This is a genomic window from Deinococcus misasensis DSM 22328, from assembly GCF_000745915.1.
In the GTDB taxonomy this organism is placed as follows: Bacteria; Deinococcota; Deinococci; order Deinococcales; family Deinococcaceae; genus Deinococcus_C; species Deinococcus_C misasensis.
The window spans coordinates 33,182-52,970 of sequence record NZ_JQKG01000016.1; the positions used below are offsets into that span (position 1 = coordinate 33,182).

At 55.9% G+C, this 19,789-nt stretch carries 12 protein-coding genes; 10 read left to right on the forward strand and 2 right to left on the reverse strand.

Features of this window, described 5'->3' with window-relative positions; translation table 11 throughout:
• The first annotated feature begins 312 nt into the window (after nt 1–312).
• The 9 genes from Q371_RS12215 to Q371_RS12255 all read left to right on the forward strand — a co-directional run bounded on the left by Q371_RS12215 (nt 313) and on the right by Q371_RS12255 (nt 14,065).
• Nucleotides 313–1,632 (forward strand): hemolysin family protein, encoded by a 1,320-nt coding sequence (locus tag Q371_RS12215; protein WP_051964176.1) that lies wholly within the window; start codon nt 313–315, stop codon nt 1,630–1,632.
• The gene (locus Q371_RS12220) at nt 1,629–2,912 is read left to right on the forward strand and encodes a hemolysin family protein (protein WP_034340952.1); all 1,284 of its coding nucleotides are present in this window, start codon (nt 1,629–1,631) and stop codon (nt 2,910–2,912) included. The genes Q371_RS12215 and Q371_RS12220 overlap by 4 nt, the downstream gene beginning before the upstream one ends.
• Nucleotides 2,913–3,468: 556 nt before the next feature.
• The gene (locus tag Q371_RS25705) at nt 3,469–6,537 is read left to right on the forward strand and encodes a PAS domain S-box protein (RefSeq protein WP_051964179.1); all 3,069 of its coding nucleotides are present in this window, start codon (nt 3,469–3,471) and stop codon (nt 6,535–6,537) included.
• Between the two features lie 765 nt (nt 6,538–7,302).
• Complete coding sequence (locus Q371_RS12230; protein WP_157442683.1) at nt 7,303–8,229, forward strand: glycoside hydrolase family 16 protein; 927 nt, start codon at nt 7,303–7,305, stop codon at nt 8,227–8,229.
• Between the two features lie 11 nt (nt 8,230–8,240).
• The gene (locus Q371_RS12235; protein WP_051964183.1) at nt 8,241–9,509 is read left to right on the forward strand and encodes an ABC transporter substrate-binding protein; all 1,269 of its coding nucleotides are present in this window, start codon (nt 8,241–8,243) and stop codon (nt 9,507–9,509) included.
• A 166-nt stretch (nt 9,510–9,675) separates the two neighbouring features.
• Nucleotides 9,676–10,572, forward strand: coding sequence for a carbohydrate ABC transporter permease (locus tag Q371_RS12240; RefSeq protein WP_034341061.1), 897 nt, complete (start codon nt 9,676–9,678; stop codon nt 10,570–10,572).
• Between the two features lie 15 nt (nt 10,573–10,587).
• On the forward strand, nt 10,588–11,463 hold the full coding sequence (locus Q371_RS12245; RefSeq protein WP_084571398.1) for a carbohydrate ABC transporter permease: 876 nt from the start codon (nt 10,588–10,590) through the stop codon (nt 11,461–11,463).
• A gap of 7 nt (nt 11,464–11,470) precedes the next feature.
• Nucleotides 11,471–12,985 (forward strand): beta-N-acetylhexosaminidase, encoded by a 1,515-nt coding sequence (locus tag Q371_RS12250; protein ID WP_051964187.1) that lies wholly within the window; start codon nt 11,471–11,473, stop codon nt 12,983–12,985.
• 69 nt (nt 12,986–13,054) lie between these two features.
• Nucleotides 13,055–14,065: an ROK family transcriptional regulator gene (locus tag Q371_RS12255; RefSeq protein ID WP_034340955.1), complete on the forward strand. Its 1,011-nt coding sequence runs from the start codon at nt 13,055–13,057 to the stop codon at nt 14,063–14,065.
• A 45-nt stretch (nt 14,066–14,110) separates the two neighbouring features.
• On the opposite strand, the gene Q371_RS12260 is transcribed toward Q371_RS12255, so the two are convergent.
• Nucleotides 14,111–14,875 (reverse strand): MurR/RpiR family transcriptional regulator, encoded by a 765-nt coding sequence (locus Q371_RS12260; RefSeq protein ID WP_034340957.1) that lies wholly within the window; start codon nt 14,873–14,875, stop codon nt 14,111–14,113.
• A gap of 433 nt (nt 14,876–15,308) precedes the next feature.
• Here Q371_RS12260 and Q371_RS12265 point away from each other — a divergent pair, with 433 nt between their 5' ends.
• A complete protein-coding gene (locus tag Q371_RS12265) occupies nt 15,309–16,265 on the forward strand; it encodes a hypothetical protein (RefSeq protein WP_034340960.1) in 957 nt (318 codons plus the stop codon).
• Nucleotides 16,266–16,425: 160 nt separating this feature from the next.
• On the opposite strand, the gene Q371_RS12270 is transcribed toward Q371_RS12265, so the two are convergent.
• Nucleotides 16,426–19,569, reverse strand: a complete 3,144-nt coding sequence (locus Q371_RS12270; protein WP_034340964.1) for an alpha-mannosidase — start codon at nt 19,567–19,569, stop codon at nt 16,426–16,428.
• Nucleotides 19,570–19,789: the final 220 nt, after the last annotated feature.

The following is a 19,789-nucleotide window of genomic DNA, read 5'->3' on the forward strand; positions in this document are numbered from 1 at the left end:
CTTCTGCCTTCTGCCTTCTGCCTTCTGCCTTCTGCCTTCTGCCTTCTGTCCCAAATCAATTGACCTGAACGCGATTCAGAAAAGGGAAAGCCTCCGCCTCGCCAGAGAAAGTTAAAACCCAGATGAAGACATCTGCCAAAATTAAGAAATCCATGAGAAGAAGAATGTATGCTTGGTGATGCAGCACCATGTATTTATGCCCTATACTGCTGAACCAGAATGAAACACATTTTCCGAGAACCTGAAGACCCTCCCCATAGGCCTTACACCACCTCCATCATGGTGCGCACAGACGCAAAGGGGGTGGTGTGAGTGGGCGCAGTTCTCCCCTTGACGGTGATCATGTTGATGGTGCTGGCCAACGCCCTGTATGTGGCGGCAGAATTTGCCACCGTCAGCGCCAGACGGTCCAGATTGCAAGAGATGATTGAAGCTGGCAATGCCAGTGCGAAAAAACTGCAAAGCATCCTTTCTGACCGAAAAAACCTGGACGAGTATGTGGCGGCCTGCCAGGTGGGCATCACCCTGTCCAGCCTGATTGTGGGTGCTTACGGACAGGCACAACTTGCACCCATTCTTGCGCCTTTTTTTGAGCGGCTCGGGAACTTGCAGCAGGCAGCTGCAACCACCACAGCCACCCTGATCCTGCTGGTCTTTTTGACCGCCCTGCAAGTGGTGCTGGGCGAGTTGCTGCCCAAAACCGTGGCCTTGCGCTATCCCGAGAAATTGGCCCTCCTGACCCTGCCCCCCATGCGCTTCTCTTTGTGGCTGTTTCGGCCCCTCATTCACCTGTACAACGGCTCGGCTTATGGCATCATGCGGAAGCTGAACATTCAGGCCGACACCGGACACAGCCACGTTCACTCACCAGAGGAACTGGAGATGCTGTTCACCGAAAGTGCCCGTGGTGGCTTGATTGACCGGGATGAAAGGAACCTGTTGCAAGGGGTGTTCAGCCTGGACGACATGAACGTGCGTGAGGTGATGGTCCCGAGGGTCCGCATGAACGCTTTGAACGTGCAGCAAACCGTCAGCAGTGCTCTGGACCGGGCAAGGAAAACCCCACACACCCGCCTCCCCGTGTTCGAAGGCACCCCGGACCGCATTCTGGGCACCGTGCATGTGAAAGATCTGTATTTTGCCCAGCAAAAAAACCCCCAGCAACCGCTCGGGGAACTGGTGCAGAAAATCCTGATCCTGCCGGACGTGTTGTCGGTGCAGGACGTGTGGAAGCAAATGAAAGAACACAAACAGGTGATGGCCATCCTCAGCGACGAATACGGCGGAGTGAGCGGATTGATCACCCGTGAAGACATCATCGAGCAGCTTTTTGGTGAAGTGCAAGATGAATTTGACCATCAAGAGCCCCTGTTCCAGCAAGACGGCGAAGACATGTTGGTGCGTGGAGACGCCTCCATCCACACGGTCAATCAGCAACTGAACCTGCAACTCCCAGACGAAGATGCTTACACCATCAGCGGACTGGTCTGGTCCGAACTGGAACACGTTCCGGTCAAAGGGGAAACCCTTGAAGTGGCCGGAGTAACCCTGACAGTGGTGGCCGTGGAAGGCAAACAGGTCACCCGTGTTCGCATCCACCAGAGCAGTGAACGTCAGGAAGGTGAGGCATGATGGAATACCTGATTCCCATCCTGATCATTCTGGTGCTGGTCGCCCTGAACGGTGTTTTTGTGGCTGCAGAATTTGCCATTGTGGGGGCCAGAGCCTCCCGTGTGCAGATGGCCCTTGAGCAAGGCAGCGGACCTGCCAAATACATCCTGAAAACCATCAAATCGGCAACCGGAAAAGACCAGTTCATTGCCGTGTGCCAACTGGGCATCACTTTGGCCAGCATCGGGCTCGGGATGTACGGAGAGAAAACCATCGCTTCGTGGTTGTACAAGCCTCTGGAGGTGTACGGAGGCCTGGGTTATGCCGCATCCCACACGGTGGGAACCATCATCTCGCTGTCCCTGATCACCTACATGCATGTGGTGTTCGGCGAGATGATCCCCAAAGCCCTTGCCCTGCAAGCCCCCGAGCAGACCAGTTTCGGCGTGGCCACCCCCATCCGGGTGTTCGGTTTTGTGTTCCGCCCTCTGGTGTGGGTTCTGAACACAATGGCCTTTGGTTTGCTGCGTTTGCTGCGCATCAAAGACGAGGGAAGCGGTGAGCGCCTCTACACCTCCGATGAACTGGAGTATCTGGTGCAGGAAACCGCCGAAAGCGGCCAACTGGACGCAGAACGCCAGCACATCATCGAAAACATTTTTGAATTTGGAGAGCGTCAGGTGCATGAGGTGATGACCCCCAGAACCCGAGTGGAAGCCCTGTCGGTGCGGGCCAGCAAGCAGGACATCGAACGCAAATTGCTGGGCGGAGAGCATTCCCGTTACCCGGTCATGGACCGCAACCTTGACCAGTTGCTGGGCTATTTGCACATCAAAGACATCATCCGCCACCCCGGAGGGCAACTGAACGTTTCTACGCTGCTGAGACCCCTCCCGAGCATCCCCGAGACCATGCACCTGACCGATGCATTGGAAGTCCTCAAAAAACGCCACGCCCACATGGCTGTGGTGCTGGACGAATTTGGAGGCACCTCGGGCATCCTGACCCTGAGCGATCTGGTGGGCGACATCCTGACCGAACGCCCGAGCCAGATCCAGCAGATCGACGAGGACACCGCCATCGTGAGTGGAACGGTGCTTTTGAGCGAACTGGAATCCATCACCGACCATGAAATTCAGGACACCGAAGCTGCCACGGTGGGCGGATGGGTGATTGAAGAACTCGGGCGACCTGCACAGGTCGGAGACGCCGTGGCCTTGCCTCACCACAAACTGGAAGTGTTGGCTGTGGATGGCGTGCAGGTGCAAAGGGTGAAGGTGTCTCGGGTTTTGCCTGCTTGATACAGGGGATGGAATTGAAAGAGGCCGGGGGTTCCCGGCCTTTTTTGTGTCGTCTTCCATGAATCACCAAAATATCTCTGAGGAAGAAATAAATCGGATTGTGGAATTTGATCTTGAAAATGACTGCTGGCCTGATTTGGTGTTGGGATAAAAACAGACCCCACACAAAATCCTAGAGTCACCAGAGCCAACGTCAAGACTTGCGTTTTTGAATTGCTTTCTGGTGGTGTGAAGTGCCTGCTTGGGCATCCTTTTGGACACCTCACCCCGAGCAGGTGGGTCCATCACGGCATTGGATGATCGGTCAATTGATGTGACATCTTGTTCTCAGATTTTGGGAATGAAGGACCAAAAAGGTGTCTTTTTGGGGTTTACAGTTGATGAAAACCCAAAGATCACTCACATTGCAGATCAACAGAACATCCAACGTCTACAAATTGTTCACACTTTCAGGTTAAATTCAGGAAAGGTCCCTGTACCGTCCCTTCAAATCCACCCACAATGCATCGAATCCATTCACTTCGCACTTTCCATGTGCCGAAAGCCGGAGACGTTGATGAACCTACACCAAACCATCACATCCACAGCTGCACAACTCGCCATGGAATGGCCCAACGGCAGTGAAAGTGCCTTCGCCCACCTCTTCGCCCAGACACTGAATGCCACCCATGCCATCCTCTTCATTCAGACCGAAAAGGAATCCCCCCACTGGATGCTTCCCATCGGACACCACGGTTTCAATGATGGAGAGGAAACCCTGCTGTTCCAGAGTTTGATGTACATTCGGGAAGACAGTTTGCTCAATCAGGCCTGCCAGCAGGCTTCTGCTGTTCTGTGGACACGTGACCACCAACACCTCAGCCATGCAGAACAGAACCTCATGCACGTTTGTCACGCGAAAACTCTGGTCTGCTCGGTGTTCAAACTCACCGATGGCTGCACCGCCTTCCTTTATGCCCTGAGCCCAATCCCCCGAGAACCTGACCTGCTTGCCATCACCCACACCCACCGTTTGATTCAGGCTTTGATCATTGGTTGGGGAAACCACGTGGCCCGCACCAACCGCAAGAGTTACAATGACCACCTCTCCAAAGTGCTGGACCTCGCTCCGGAATTGTTCCTGGTGGCCCAGAACCACACCATCACCAACATCAACCAGTCCAGTTTCACTTTGCTCGGGTACCAACCTGAGGAAATGATTGGTCGGGATTACCGTTCCTTCGTGCACCCAGAAGACCTCAGCAAAACCACGCACAAAGGGGTTGCAGTACAGAACGGTCAGACGGTCGTGCGTTTCCGGAACCGTTACCTTCACAAAAAAGGCCATGTGGTGCATCTGGAATGGGCAGCTTTTGATGTGAACGGCGAAGAAGTGGGATTTGCCCGGGACATCACCGAACACATCTGTGAGGAACAGTCCCTGATGGTGTTCCGGCGCATCATCGATCAGGCCCCCGACCCCATGATCTTGACCTGCTTCCAGGAAGGGAGCAGCGATCATCTGGGGTTGATTTACGTCAACGAAGTGTTTTGCAAACAGACTGGATACACCGAACTGGATTTTGGAAGTGACCTGCAAAAACTGCTGTTCTTGATCACCGATGCGGACACTGCCAGCAGCATCATGCAAAACCTTCAACAGGGCATTCTGGCTGAGTTCTCATTTCTGGCGCACACCCGCAATCGCCAGAGGATGTGGCTGGCCCTGGCCCCCAAAATCATTCAGGATTGTGAAGCCGGTGTAGACCGTTGTCTGATCACCCTGAAAGACATCACCACCCAGAAAATGTATGAGGAATCCTTGCTGCGCAACTATCAGGTGTTTGAGGAAGTCTTCCAGCACAATCCCCTCCCCATGTGGATTTACGATGTGCACACCCTGCACTTTCTGGAAGTCAATCAGGCCGCCCAGCACAAATATGGATACACCCGCGAAGAATTCCTCAACCTGACCCTCAAAGACATCCGTCCACCTGAGGAAGCAGCGAAACTTGAGCAATCCCTGCAGAAAATTCGGCAGGCGCCTTATGTGGTCCCAGATGGGAATGTGTCCATCCACCAGACACGGGATGGACGGAAGCTGATGGTCGAGATCAGCAGTTACCCGATGCAGTACAAAGGCCGTCCAGCCCGCATGGTGATTCCTTATGACATCACTGTGAGAGACGAGTACGAGCAACGCATCCGCCAGAGTGAACACACCCTGCAACTCGTCACTGAGAACATGCGGAATGTGATTTGCTATTACGACCACAACTTCATCAAGCAGTACGTGTCCCCTTCGTGCGTGCATGTCTTCGGATACACCCCCCAGGAGATGCTTGAGAAAACCATGGAAGTCGTTCACCCCGATGACCGTGAGGAGTACATGGACCACCTGCGGGTGGCCCTCAAGAACCATCAGGCGTTCACCACTGTACAACTCCGTTGCCTGCATCAGAAAGGCCACACAGTGTGGGTGGAAAGCCACATCAAGTTCTTGCGAGACGAACAACAGCAACTCACGGGCATGGTGACCGCCACTGTGGACATCACCGAACGCCAGCAAGCCCACCATGAATTGGTGGAAGCTTTGGTGAGAACCCGAGAGTTGGTGGATCTCACCATCGACATTGAAAAAGCCGGTTCACTGCAAGACATCATTGAGCATGCCATCCACTACACCCTGAAAGTGCTGCCCTTCAATCAGGCGTACTTTCTGCACCTCCACGACCAAGGCTTCACCATCAACCACATGGTCAATGTGTCCTCAAGTGGTCTGCATGAACGCATTGAAGAACACATGCATCATTTGCGAGGATCTGACCACCGCCGTCAACTCCGCAGGGGCACCATGGTCTACCACCGTGAAACCCGAGAAATCCAGCCTTTTGAAGCCGGAATGATCATGACCCCTGAGCAGGTGGTGCTCTGTCCGGTAAACGAGCAGGGACGGCTGTATGGCTTGATCATCCTCGGGAACGAGGAACAAGAAAGTTACGTCACGGCCACCGCAGTGGATTTCATTCACGCCATGCGGGACCGCATCACTCTGGCGGTGGAACGCAACCAGCACGTGCAGGAACTCTACGTCACCCGCGAAGAAACCCTCAGGACCCTCGGGCTTGCTCTGGAGTACCGGGATTACGAAACCAAAGGCCACACCGACCGGGTGGTGCACCTCTCCCAAAGCCTCGGGATGAAAATGGGACTGTCAGCAGATGAATTGGATGCCCTCAGGTGGGGAGCGTACTTGCATGACACCGGGAAGATGGCCATTCCGGACCACATCCTGCTCAAACCCGGCAGGTTGACTCCAGAGGAATTCCAGCAGGTCAAGAAACACAGTGAAATTGGTTTTGATCTGCTCAAGAACATCCCCACCTTGCCTGCAGATGTGCTGGAAGTGGTGTTGCATCACCACGAAAGGTGGGACGGAACGGGTTATCCTTTGAGGCTCAAATACCGCGACATCCCCAAGCTGGCCCGCATCTTCAGCGTGCTGGACGTGTACGATGCCCTGGTTTCAGAACGGCCTTACAAAAAACCCATGCCCCATCAGGAAGCCATGCAAGAAATCGAGCGCTGCTCGGGCAGCATGTTCGACCCTGAAGTGGTGGAAGCCTTCCGCACCCTGTTTGATTGAAGCACCCACCACAAGATTTCAACCCATTCAGGGCACGTCTTGATTTGATGTCACCTGGGCACCTGACAGGGACCACCCCACAGAAACCCACTTCACCCATCTGCTGCACCACCAGAGCCTGATTTTGATCGACCGATAGAACAGGCCTTGGTGGTGCTGTTGGTTGTGGTTTCCTTTCTGAGCCGTGATGGACAGTGGTCAAAAGCAGCATGCCAACACCAGCATTCTCCGGTCTGCCATCCCCACAACCAGAAAATCCCCTTCTATGGACACTTTCACAAGAGCAGATAGAGATGACAACACACCCGCATTGACACCGAATTAATTAAGACTTAGTATTAATTAATTCAAATCCACCAGTGGAGCCACCCGGGTCTGCCCGGCAAGCTTTTGCAGAAAGGAGGCCCCAGAGCCCTTTTTGACCACCGGTCAGCCAGCAAAAAAATTCTCCGGGTCAACTGCCAGGTCATCCCGGAGAACAGGAACCGCTGTGTTCTGACCGCCAGATGAAGCACTTTCGCCCTTCATTCCCAGCAGCCGTCCGGTTTTCTGTGGCATGGACCGCCTGAAAACCCGAGGGTCTTTGCTCCTGCCAGAGCATCGACCACCGTCAGAACCACCGTTCCCGGTTTTGAGCATAGAAGGTTCCGTTCCCTGATGCAAGCCGATTTCACACCCACCTGAACTGTTTCAGGGGACCTCCCCCATGGTTGTTTTCAGGCCCTCCCTGCCTCTGGAAGCTGGATTTTCCCTTCCGGAGGATCCATGAAACGATGTATCAGCCTTTCCCTTGCCGTGATGGTGTTCACTTCCTGCGCCAACCTGAGGCCCCCTGCCATGCCCACCCAGACTTTCTTCGATGACTTTGCCTACCAGACCTCCCTTGACCCGAGCCTCTCCAGAAATGGATGGACGGTGCGCGAAGGGGTCGGTGGTCCCGGCGTGCCCGGCACATGGTCCAAAAACCACATCCGCTTTGTGGAAGACCCGGCCCAGAAAGGCAACACCCTGATGCGCCTCACGGCCTTCACCTCTGGCAACGAAACCGCCCTGACCGGACAGGCCGAGATTTACGGTCCTCTGGCTTATCTGGAAGGGACTTACGCCGCCAGAGTGCGTTTCACCGACCAGCCAATTCCAGAAAGCTCTGGAACCCCCGGACCGGATGGAGACAGCGTCGTGCAGACCTTTTTCACCATTTCTGACCCTGCCCTGCCAGACGATCCGAACTTTGATGCCAGCAAGTACAGCGAACTGGACTTCGAGTACCTGCCCAACGGTGCCCCGATGTGGGGACGCCCCAACACCACCATGCTCACCACCAGTTGGGCGGCCTACAAAAACGAACCTTATGTGGAAGAACAAAACCCGGTTGCCAACGAGAAATCCCACGCAGGATGGCGCACCGTGATGGTCACGGTGCATCAAGGCAAAGTCACCTACTTCGTGGATGGGGTTCAGTACGCCCAGCACGACGGCAAGTGGTACCCGGACAGCAAAATGCGACTGGACTTCAACCTCTGGTTCATTCGAAGGGGCATTCTGGCCTCCAACCAGAAACGCACCTACGAGCAGGACGTGGACTGGGTGATGCACGTCAAAGACCGGGCGCTCAGTTTCAGTGAACTTCAAGAGCAGATTGTGAAACTTCGCAAGCAGAACCTGAAATTCGTCAACACCATCCAACCCTGAAAGGACCCACCATGAAAAAACCCCTTTTGTTCACCGCAAGCTTGCTCCTCACTCTGGGAACGGCCCACGCCCAGAAAACCACCCTCAACTACTGGTCGATGTGGAACCAGACCGAACCGCAAGGGCAGGTCATTCAGGCCACCATCAAAGACTTTGAAGCCGCCCATCCCGGTGTGAATGTGCAGGTCAACTGGCTGGGACGGCAGGTGAAAAACCTGATCCTGCCTGCTCTGGACACCGGAACCAGCATTGATGTTTTTGACACCGGAACCGACTGGATGAAGCGGTACAACAAACACCTGCTGGCTCTGGACCCTTACCTGAAACGCCCCTCGATGGACAACCCCAAACAGACCGTGGCCCAGAGCCTGTACAGCATCCTGCAAAAGCAGTATCAGGTGGCAGGCAAAAACCACTTTGTGGTGTACCAGCCGTTTGCAGTGCTGTTTTTCTACAACAAAGACCATTTCCAGAAAGCAGGCATCAAAGCAGAACCCAAAAACTGGGAGGAATTCCTGACCGTGAGCAACCAGCTGAGGAAGGCCGGGTTTGAACCGCTCACCACCGACATTGACGCCTACATCGATGTGATGTTTGGGTATTTCGTGGAACGCTACGCTGGAGGGTGCAACCAGCTTTCCCGCACCCTCAAAGACAAAACTGGAAAAATGTGGCTGACCACGCCGGGCTACCTGAAACTGGCGCAGAACGTGCAAGAGTTGCTTCAAAAAGGGTACTTTGCCAAAGGGACCGCAGGAAACCGTTACCCGACAGGCCAGCAACGCCTCGCACTGGGAGAGGTCAGCATGTACCTGAACGGCACCTGGCTGCCCGGCGAAGTCAAAGCCACCACCGGACCCGAGTTCAAGTGGGGCACCTTTGGATTCCCGGCCATCTCTGGAGGGAACGGCAAAGTCACCACCGTGATGATGGGGTCTCAGGCTCTGGCCATTCCCAAAGCCTCCAAAAACCCCGAGCTGGCCTTCCAATTCATTGAGTTCATGGTGGGCAAGAAAACCCAGCAGGCCATGGTCAAAGCGGGGTTCACTTCGGCACGCAAGGATCTGGTGTGGCAAGCCCCTCTGGATGAGGCATGGAAGCAGGTCAACGATGCCAAACAGGCGATTGGCTGGGCCTGCGAACTGGGAGAGGCCGGAGAACTGGGCGACAACGTGATCACCCCCGCCCTGACCGACCTGTTCACCGGAAAAAGCAGTCCAGAGGCCTTTGTGCAGCGCTTGCAGAAGGACACAGCAGCTTTCTGGAAAACCCGCCGCTGATGTGAAAAGGGAGGGAAGTTTAAGGCTTCCCTCTCCTTTCAGGCTTGCAGAAGGCAGAAAGCAGAAAGCACAAGGCCAAAAAACGTGCTGTCTTGCCAACTTGATGCCGTTTCACAACAGGTCTTTTCAGGCATGTGAACCTGCACAAGAACACTGGGGAGAACCCATGCGACTGAAACCCTTGACTTTGATTTTGTTCCTGACCCCCGCCCTCTTGCTGTTTGTGTTGATGTTCGTGTATCCGCTGCTGCAAACCGGATACCTGAGTTTTTTCCGGGTGGAGAGCTTCACGGCTGCACCCACCGAATTTCGTGGATTTGACAATTACCTTGAATTGCTGCACACACCCCTCTTCCAGAAGGCCACAGGCAATGTGGTGCTGGTGTGGCTGGTGGGTGGACTTGCGGTCTTTCTGAGTGCGTTCGTGTTCACAGCGGCTCTGGCTTCCGGGGTGCGCTTCAAAGCGTTTTTTCGGGCGGTGATTTACTTTCCAAACATCATCAATGCTGTGGCGATGGTGACCATGTGGACCCAGTACATCTATCAGCCCCAATATGGCCTGTTCAAGAAGCTGTTCACATGGTTGGGGCTGGACAGTCTGGCAGGGATTGCGTGGACCCAACCCGACACCATTTTCTGGGCCATGCTGATCGCCTACGCGTGGGGCAGCATCGGGTGGTTCACCTTGTTGCTGCTGGCCGGAGCCGAGCGTATCCCAGCCGAATTGTACGAAGCTGCCAAGCTGGAAGGGGCTCATGTGGGGCAGAATTTTTTGTACATCACCCTGCCCTTGCTCAAAGACGTTCTGAGGGTGGCCTTCACCATGTGGAGCATCACGGTGTTCAACCTGTTCGTGTTCCCGAGGCTGTTTTCACCGATTTCACAGGATGTTGCGACCTCGACACCCACCACCTACCTGTACGCTCTGGCTTTTGGAGGCAACTCCAGCAGCCCTCTGGAAATTGGCAAAGCCGCTGCTGCCGCACTGATGATTCTGCTGGTGGTTCTGGTGGTCTCGGGCCTGATTTCCCGCCTGATGGGCAAAAACCAGCTCCAGTACTGAGAAGGGACCTGAACCATGATCGAACAACCCCATCCCACCTTGCAGGACAAACCCGCACCTTCGCGTCTTCCCCACCTGCTGACCCGACTTCCGGTTTACGGGGTGTTGGTGCTCTGGACGCTCTTTGCGGTGGTGGCCATCGGCTGGATTGTGCTGGCTTCCCTGAGCACCACCAGAGAGATTTTCAGCAACACCCTGCTGGCTTCGGGCCTGCACTTCGAGAATTACCTGAACGCCCTGACCACCCTGAACATGGGCCGTTACTTCTTCAACACCGTCTGGTACGTGGGGATCGCTCTGGTGCTGATTGCCCTGATTTCTGCTCCGGCTGCATATGCTTTAAGCCGCTTTGAGTTTCGGGGTCGGCGGACCATCAACACCGCCATGCTCTCTGCACAGGCCATTCCGGGCGTGATGCTGGTGATTCCGATGTTCACCCTGTTCCTGAAACTGGATCTGGTGAACACCATCACCGGACTGGTGCTGATTTACGTGGGCACCTCGATTCCTTTCACGGTGTTTTTCCTCTCGGGGTTCTTCAGCACCCTCCCCAGAGAGTTGGAGGAAGCTGCCATGATCGACGGTTGCACCGAAGTGCAGGCGTTCTGGAAGGTGATGCTGCCCCTCTCGCAGCCCGGACTGGTCACGGTGACCATCTTCAATTTTGTGAACCTCTGGAACGAGTACTTCTGGGCCCTCATTTTTGTGAATTCCCCTGAAAAACGCACCCTATCCATTGGACTTGAAGCCCTCTTGCAATCCATGCGCTACACCGGAGACTGGGCGGGCCTGTTTGCCAGTGTGATGATTGTGGTGGTTCCGACCTTGATTCTCTACATCTTCCTTTCCGAAAAAATCGTGGCTGGCATCACGGCTGGCGCGGTGAAATGAGGCAACCATGACCAGCATCCTTCCCCTTCCCGAGACCGTCTTGCCTGCCCTTGGGCACTTCCATGTTCCTGCCGTCCTCTCTGTCCATGCAGAGGGGGAAGCCCTGCCAGAAGCCCGCAAATTCACTGAACGGCTTGAGAAAGAAACCCGGATCAAAGTGCAGTGGCAAGCTTCTTTGCCCACCCTGACGTTCGTGCTGGACCCTCACCTTCCTGAACTCGGGCCAGAGGGGTATCAACTTTCGGTGCACAAAACCCGTCTGGAAATCCGTGCATGGGGTGTGGCAGGTTTGTTTTACGGCAGCATGTCTTTGCTGCAATTGCTGCGTTCAGGGGGGCCTGTGCCCTGTCAGCAGGTCATGGACCGCCCGAGGTTCAGGTGGCGTGGCCTGATGCTGGATGTGGCCCGCCATTTCATGCCGGTTTCCAGCATTTTGGTCTGGCTGGATGTGCTGGCCGAACTCAAAATGAACACCTTCCACTGGCACCTGACAGACGATCAGGGCTGGAGGATTCCCGTTTCAGCTTTTCCCCGTTTAACGGAAGTGGGCGGATGGCGCAAAGAAACCCTGATCGGACATTACGAAGACCAGCCGTGGACCTTTGACGGCACCCCACATGGAGGGGTGTACACCCCGGATGACATCCAGCAGGTGATTCAGTACGCACAGGAACGCTTCATCACGGTGATTCCAGAGATTGAACTCCCCGGTCATGCACAGGCCGCTCTGGCTGCACATCCTGAGTTTGGCTCAGGGGAAGGAACAGAAGTGCTGACCTCGTGGGGCATCAGCGAGCGGGTGTTTCATCCCAGAGCGACCACTCTGGACTTCCTGAACACCGTGCTTCTGGAGGTCACGGAAATGTTCCCCTCCCCTTATGTGTGCATTGGAGGCGACGAGTGCCCCACCACCGAATGGGAGAACAGCCCGGAAATGCACCAACTGGCACAGGATCTGGGTCTTGAAAGCGTCAAAGGCCTGCAAGGATACGTGACCCGCTCGGTCAGTGAGACGCTGGAAAAAGCCGGGAAAAAAGTGTGCGGATGGGAAGAAATCCTGCAAGATGGACTTTCCGAAAACACCGTAGGTCTGATCTGGCTGCATGCCGAAAAAGCCCGAGAAGCCGTGCAAAAAGGGCATCCCATTGTGGTGTGCCACCACAGCCACCTGTATCTGGATTATTACCAGTCCGGTGCACCCGAATTGGAACCTCTGGCGCAAGGGGGATGCCTGCCTCTGGAGAAGGTGTACCAGTACGACCCGATGCCTGCTGGGCTGACCGACATCGAAAAACAGCGGGTGCTGGGGGTGCAAACCAACCTCTGGACCGAGTACCTGCCCACCCCCGAACACACCGAGTACATGCTGTTCCCGAGGCTTTTTGCCGTGGCAGAAATGTGCTGGACCCCTCAGGAACGCAGAAACCTTGAAGGGTTTCTGCAACGCATCCCCGAGCAATTGCAGCACTTGCAAAGAAAGGGCATCCGGTTCAGGCCACACCTGGCTGCCTTTTCCAGATGAAAAAGCTGGCAAACCGGGAAAAGTGTGGCATTGTGAAAGTCAGAACCATTTGAGACCGGAGGAGACAACATGGGCAACTTGAATTCACTGCGTGCGCTCAACCGGGCCACCATCCTCAAACAAATCCTGCAAGTCGGAGACGCGTCCCGCACCGAGGTCGCCGAGCAAACCGGAATCTCCAAAGTGGCCGTCACCAGCATTGTGAACGACCTTTTAAAAGAAGGCTTTCTGGTCGAGGAGGGTTACAGCGAAGGCTCTGCAGGCAGACCCGCCCAGAAGGTGCACATCAATCCACATCTCGGGTGGGTGCTGGGCATCGACGTGCAACCGGACGAACTGCGGTATGGCAGCAGCAACATTCGGGGGCAGTCTTTTCAGGTGCAGGACATGCCCGTGCAGCACCCGAGCCACGTCACCGAAAGGGTGCTGGCCTGCATCGAGGAGAATGTCCGGCAGCATCCCAACAATCCCCTCAAGTACCTGTGCCTCGGGCTGGCAGCTCCGGTGGATGGACAGGGCCAGCCTTACGTGCCCAACGGCCTCCCAGAGCTGGACCTGCTGCAAGTGAAGGCCCAATGTGACCGTCTGGGCACCCGTTTGATTCTGGAAAACGACGCCAATCTGGCCGCCATGGCCGAGCAGGAAATCGGGGCCATTCAAGGGGAAAGGAACTTTCTGGTGCTGCTCAGGCGCAGACCCTCTGGAATTGGCATGGGTCTGTTCCAGAACGGGCAATTGTGCCGGGGCGAACGTGGGCTGGCCGGAGAAATCTCTCTGGTGAAATGGAGCGTCGGAACACAGGTGATGTCCATCGAGGACCTGGACCCGGAGAATCAAGAAGTGGCCCTTGCCAACGTGATTTCCGCTCTGGGGGTTTCTCTGGACCTGAACGCCATCGTGATTTACGAAAGCCCTTTGATTCCAGAGACCTCGCAACTCAAAAGCCGGGTGCGGGCTTTGCTTCCCCAACGCATTGGTGTGCTGGACAGCAAACTGGGCCGGGACGCCACGGCGGCAGGGGCTCTGGTGCGGGCAGTGGAAGCGTTGCATCTGGACCTCTTGGCTTGGCCTGAGTTCTGACCCATTTTTTTGAGCACAGGGCCTTCAGGTGGATGAAGCCATCCTTCAAGTCCTTTGCTGGGCCACCCCTTCGCAGATCACTTCCGCCACCCAGAGTTGCCCGATCAACGCAGAAACCGATCCGGCCTGCTCTGGAGCGGCCAGAACCAGAGCGCAGGACACAAAATCGGGCACTGGGTGGGAACTGTGGGTGATCAGGACGGTCAGGGCTCCGCCTTGATGGGCCAGTTTCAGGTATTCCAGAACGGTGTGGGTGCTGCCAGAACGGCTGAACGCCAGCAAAACCCCACTTTTCCCGAGGGTGCTGGCATGCAGGCACATCACTCTGGGGTCTGCGTGGCTGGAGGCAGGCAACCCGAGTTTCAGCAGTTTTTCCAGCAGGAAACGGGAGGCAAGCTGGCTGTTTCCCTCTCCTGCAATTTCAATGCGTGAAGCCCGAACAAGGGACGCGATCACCTGCTGCAACACACCTGCATCAAGGGTGTCGCGGCTCTGGTACATGGAGGTGACCATGTGCTGCAAGGACACCCCGAGCAGGGGGTCTCCTGCTTTGGGGGCCGTTTCCTGCTGGGCGAGTTCGGCACTCAGTTTGATTTTGAGGTCCGGGAATCCTGTGCAACCCAATTTCCGACTGAGACGGGTCACCGTGGCATCCGGGACCTCTGCTGCACGGGCCAATTCCTGCACCGACTGCTGAAGCACCGCTCTGGGTTGGTCCAGCATGTGCCGGGCCAGTTGTTGCATGGCGGGCGCCAACTGGTCCACCTGCTGGCGCAGGCGTTGAAGGAGCGAGGACTCGGGCTGGGTCATGATCGGCACTCTACCCCTTTGCCCGAGGAGGCATGTGGGTTTTGTCTGACTGTTCTGGCAGGAAACATCCCATCCATCCAAAGACTGAAATTCAATTTCACTTTTTGAGCATAGCCGATTTTGCATTTCAGAACTCAAACAGGCAGACCCAAGGCTGGCCCCACTTCCCAAAATCCCACTCACACTGGCTTTGCTGCAGTTTCCCAAATGATGCTACCCCATCACTTTCAGCTTTCACAGGACAGTGTTTGCTGTCAACTTTCCACTGTGAACTGTAAACTTTTGGAGCAAGGATCCAAAAGCACAACTTCTTTATGGACGGTGCTTCATGAAGCCATTTTCTGTGGAGGGGTTTCTGGACCACAGCACCAAGAATTTCATATTTGTATATACATTTTGAAATTTTATTTCACTCCTCCACTACAGTACAGGTATGCAAAAACTCAAATTTCTTGCTCTGGCAAGCGTCTTGCTTGCTGCCTGTTCCCAGCAATCCCCTCAAACCCAGACCTCTCAACCCATTCAAGGGCAGGCCTTGCAATGTGGACAATCCACCATCCAGTGGGCAGGCCGCACATGGACGGTCAAGGACTCACAGGGCAGCGAAGTCGGACCCGGACCCAATGTGTTCACCCCCCAGAACATCTGCGTGGACGATGTCACCGGGCAACTGGTCATGCGGCTGGATCCTTCCGCAGGCGTGTGGGAAAGCGCCGAAATCAAAACCCAGCAAACCCTGGGCACCGGAACCTACACCTGGAACATGGTGGGGGATTTCAGCACCATTGACCGTCAGGTGGTGCTCGGGCTGTTTCCTTACTCCACCATTGCTCCGGCAGGACGACCAGACTCCGACGGCTACAAGGAGATGGACATCGAGTTTGCCCGCTGGGGCAACGACAGCAACGGTCCCGTCAATTACACGGTCTATCCGGGCACCGTAGAGGGTCGAAACCTGTTGATCAACAGCGGTTACAGCCCCTACACCGCCGAAGGGCAATCCTTCCACCAGAAATTCAGCCAGAGTCTGGGCGGCACCTACACCACCCACCGCATCACCCGAACCGCCAATTACGTGCTGATGGAAGGTTTTCACGGACACACCACCCAACTGTCCAACCGCTTCCGCTGCACCCGGTTCCAGGTGTACAACACCGGCAACCAGACTTTGCTGGAAACCACCAACCGCACCAACGCAGGGGCCATCTCCACCTCCACCCAGAGCATTGCAGGCTGGTATGACGCTTCGCACTTCATTTCGGCGGAAAGCATGCCCCTCCACATGAACCTCTGGCTGTTCCGGGCGGACAACCCCGCGAATTTTCAGCCCGTTGAATTCAGGTTCAACAATTTCACTTTCACCAGCACGCCCCAAGTCAGCAGTTGCTGATGGCAGAAAACCCCGTCCCCTTGCTCTGAGGGGACGGGGTTTTCTATGGGCAGGGAACAGGGTGTGCTGTTGCAATTTCACAAATGACGTTGGCCGAGCTGTGATGTTCTGTCCGAATTTTTCTCGCTGTGAACTTGCACGGAATGCTGTTCCTCCGCTTTTACTTCTCGGAAGTCAGCAAAATGCTTTTCACCTGAAAGGGTCGAATCTCCGCGCTTCCTTCCAGAGGATGTTCCAGCAGGTTCACTTCTCCGGCCACCTGCAACCCTTCGGCATTCACCTGAACGGTGCTGCTGCCTCCGAGGGCTTCGTACACCCTCAGGATCAGGCCGTTCCCCTCTTCAGCTTTCTTGAGGCTGGAGAACTGAACACCCTGCCCCGAGACCTGAACCAGACTTCTGGAGGGTTCCCAGTCACCCGTTTCAGAGGTCCAGATGCCACAAAGGGGAGAATTGAGCCTCTGGGCTTCCTGAACGGTGCCGTTTCTCCAGTCTCCAGCGTGGGGGTACAGGCTGTAAGTGAAGTGGTATTCGCCCTCGTCGGCCATGGGGTCAGGGTAGAGGGGAGAACGGTGCAGGGTCAGTCCGAGTGTGTTTCCATGGGCACTGTGACCGTATTTGCCGTTGTTCAGGAGGCTCACCCCGGCGTGGGCTTCGCTGAGGTCGGCCCAACGGTGGGCAGGCACTTCGAACTGGGCCTGTTGCCAACTGGTGTTGCGGTGGGTGGGGCGGGCCAGAGCCCCATAAGCCGTTTCATACCACGCTTCGTGGCTGCGCACGTTGAGGGGGAACTGGGCACGCCAGAGGGTGCGGCGTCCGTGGCAGATCAGGTGGTTTTCGATGTCGAGGCGCTTGGCGTTCAGGCCCAGCACGTACCTCTGGATCAGTCGGGTGCCGTTGTGTTCGCGTTCCACTTCGATGGTGGCCTGCAAGGGACCGCTTTGCACCAGCACAGGGGCTTTCAGGGCTTTGATTTCCTGTCCGTCTGTGGCGTAGTTGGGGTCCACATCCCAGGCTTCCCAGTGGCGGGGCAGGTCGGGGTAAGCCCAGATCTGGTTGGCGCGCTCTTTCAGGACATTGCGACCAGAGGTCTTGTCGATCAAGGCATGCACCGTGCCGTCTTCGCCAATTTCGACACGCAGGTGGGCATTTTCCAGCAGGCTGCTGGTGGCGATCAGGTTGACCACTTGCTCTTGCTGGGTCTCGGGTTGCACGCCCAGAGCCAGATAACCCATGGGAGGGATGTGCAGGTTTGCGTCCAGAATCAGGGTGTCGTGTTCCCTCTGGTGGGGCACTTCCTGCCCGTCCGGGGCAATCAGGCGGATGGGGTCGTCTTGCAGGCAGGGCACGGTGGCTTGCAAGGGGCGTTCTTGCAGACTGAAGTTCCAGAACACCAGTTTCTGCTCAAAGCCCACCAACTGCACTTGCTGACTGAGGGCTTGCAGGGCAGTGTGGCGGAGGGTCTCGGCTTCGGTTTTGACCCTTGAGAGGTTTTGCAGGGTGTCCTGATACACCTCATGCACGCTGGAACCGGGCAGCACGTCGTGGAAGTGGTGCAGCAGGAAAGTGGTCCAGAGGTCATGCAGTTGCGCTGTGGGATACGCAGACCCGAGCAGTTGATGGGCCAGAGCGCAGGCGGCTTCGGCCTCTGGGAGCAGGGTTTCGAGTTCGCGGTGCAGTTTCTTGGTGTGGGCCTGTGTGGTGTAGGTGCCCCGGTGCAGTTCGAGGTACTGTTCTCCGACCCAGACAGGCAGAGGGCCGCTTTCTTTTTCAAAACGCTGGTACAGGTCATGGACCCGTCCCATTTCAATTTTGGGCAGTCCGGGGAAATCTTTCAGGCGGTCGTAGCGCTCCAGCATTTCCTCGGTGGGACCTCCTCCGCCATCTCCATGTCCGAAGGAGAGCAGGGTGGTGTCAAAAGCCCGTTTTCCACGGAAACTTTTCCAGGTTTCTGCGATGTCAAAGGCTTCGATGCTGCCGTTGTAGCCCTGATTGGGGTTGCAGAAGGTGTGGGCAATCACCTGTGTGCCGTCAATGCCTTCCCAGTGGTACAGGTCGTAAGGGAAGGTGTTGGTTTCGTTCCAGTTGAGTTTGCTGGTGAAAAAATACGGCACTTCCGCCAGTTGCAGCAGTTGGGGCAGGTTGGCTGCATATCCGAAGGTGTCGGGCATCCAGCACACCTGAACCTGCTTGCCAAATCGGCTCTTGAAGTACTGTTGACCGTACAGAAGCTGTCTGGCCCACGATTCTCCAGAGAGCAGGTTGCCGTCTGGTTCCACCCACATGCCCCCGATGATTTCCCAGCGGCCTTCTTTGACCCGCTCCTGAATTTTGGCGAACAGGGTGGGGTTGTCCTGCTCGATCCACTGGTAAGCCTGTGCACTGCTCTGGTTGAAGGTGAACTCGGGGTAACGGTCCATCAGGTGCAGCACCGTTCCGAAGGTGCGTTCCACTTTGCGGCGCGTTTCATGGAACGGCCAGAGCCATGCGAGGTCGATGTGTGCGTGTCCTGAGGTCAGCACCCGTCCTTCAGAAGGAAAGCGCTTTTTGAGGTCTTGCAACGCAGCTTGCAGTTCATTCTGGCGAAGCTGCAAGGTTTCGCGGGTCTTTCTGGACAAAAGCAAATCGGCCTTTTCGAAAGCCCATTCGTCCCAGAGCCCGGCCACAAATCCGCTGGCCTGAGGGTGTTTCATCAATTGCCCGAGGTAATCACGGCTCGGGGTTCTGGGGAGGTCCAGACCCGAGAGGGCTTGCAGCATCAGGTCGGCCAGCATTCCGGCCAGTTCGTGTTTTCCTGCTTTGAGTTGGTATTTGGCGGCATCAAGGCAGCCCTGCACGTCTTCCAGAAAGCTGCGCACCTGCACGTCTGGCACCAGCAGTCGGATTTCTTCGATGGTGTTGTTGAAAATGGGACTGCCAAAAAGCCCTTTGGGCGAAGCGGTGATGTGGATGTGCAGGTTTTCTCCGCCCTGTGCATGCTTCAGGATGGGGTATTCCTTGTGGTAGGGGTTCAGTCCTCCGACGATTTCATCATTCACTTTGAGCAATGCTTCTCCGCCCACATGGGTCTTCAGGTGCACGTCGTGTCCAGCCCATTCCTGAGGCACCTGCGCCAGAAACTCCATCTGAACCGGGAAATCTCTGGAAGGCCATGGGGTGGTGGGGTCCCAGTCCTGCCAATCAGAGGTCTGGCTTTTGAACCGGGCGTGTGTCAGGGGAAGGCTTTTCAGGTCACGCCAGGTGAGAAGTTCGTGGAATTTTTGTTCCACACTGCCAATTTGCTGTTCTGCGGTCTTTGCGGTCATGGGGCTCCTTGGGTTTTTGGGGTGGTTTTGGGGTGCTCTGGGACAGCTCGAATGACTCATTTTCGCCTGTTGGGTGGGTGGAGGTGGGTTCATCCTCTGCGAACACCGTCTTGACTAATTAAATCATTTTGAGTTATTTTTACTCCATACCCCCACAGGCTGTAAAGCCCCCACATCGAAAGCCCTGAACCGGGTCAAAAAGCACCCATCCAAGACCCCC

Bases quoted from the DNA above. Each gene is read 5' to 3' on its own strand.
- Q371_RS12260 (WP_034340957.1), bottom strand. From the start codon at position 14,875: ATGACCCAGCCCGAGTCCTCGCTCCTTCAACGCCTGCGCCAGCAGGTG.
- Q371_RS12270 (WP_034340964.1), bottom strand. From the start codon at position 19,569: ATGACCGCAAAGACCGCAGAACAGCAAATTGGCAGTGTGGAACAAAAA.
- Q371_RS12235 (WP_051964183.1), top strand. From the start codon at position 8,241: ATGAAAAAACCCCTTTTGTTCACCGCAAGCTTGCTCCTCACTCTGGGA.
- Q371_RS12255 (WP_034340955.1), top strand. From the start codon at position 13,055: ATGGGCAACTTGAATTCACTGCGTGCGCTCAACCGGGCCACCATCCTC.
- Q371_RS25705 (WP_051964179.1), top strand. From the start codon at position 3,469: ATGAACCTACACCAAACCATCACATCCACAGCTGCACAACTCGCCATG.
- Q371_RS12230 (WP_157442683.1), top strand. From the start codon at position 7,303: ATGAAACGATGTATCAGCCTTTCCCTTGCCGTGATGGTGTTCACTTCC.
- Q371_RS12265 (WP_034340960.1), top strand. From the start codon at position 15,309: ATGCAAAAACTCAAATTTCTTGCTCTGGCAAGCGTCTTGCTTGCTGCC.
- Q371_RS12250 (WP_051964187.1), top strand. From the start codon at position 11,471: ATGACCAGCATCCTTCCCCTTCCCGAGACCGTCTTGCCTGCCCTTGGG.
- Q371_RS12240 (WP_034341061.1), top strand. From the start codon at position 9,676: ATGCGACTGAAACCCTTGACTTTGATTTTGTTCCTGACCCCCGCCCTC.
- Q371_RS12220 (WP_034340952.1), top strand. From the start codon at position 1,629: ATGATGGAATACCTGATTCCCATCCTGATCATTCTGGTGCTGGTCGCC.
- Q371_RS12245 (WP_084571398.1), top strand. From the start codon at position 10,588: ATGATCGAACAACCCCATCCCACCTTGCAGGACAAACCCGCACCTTCG.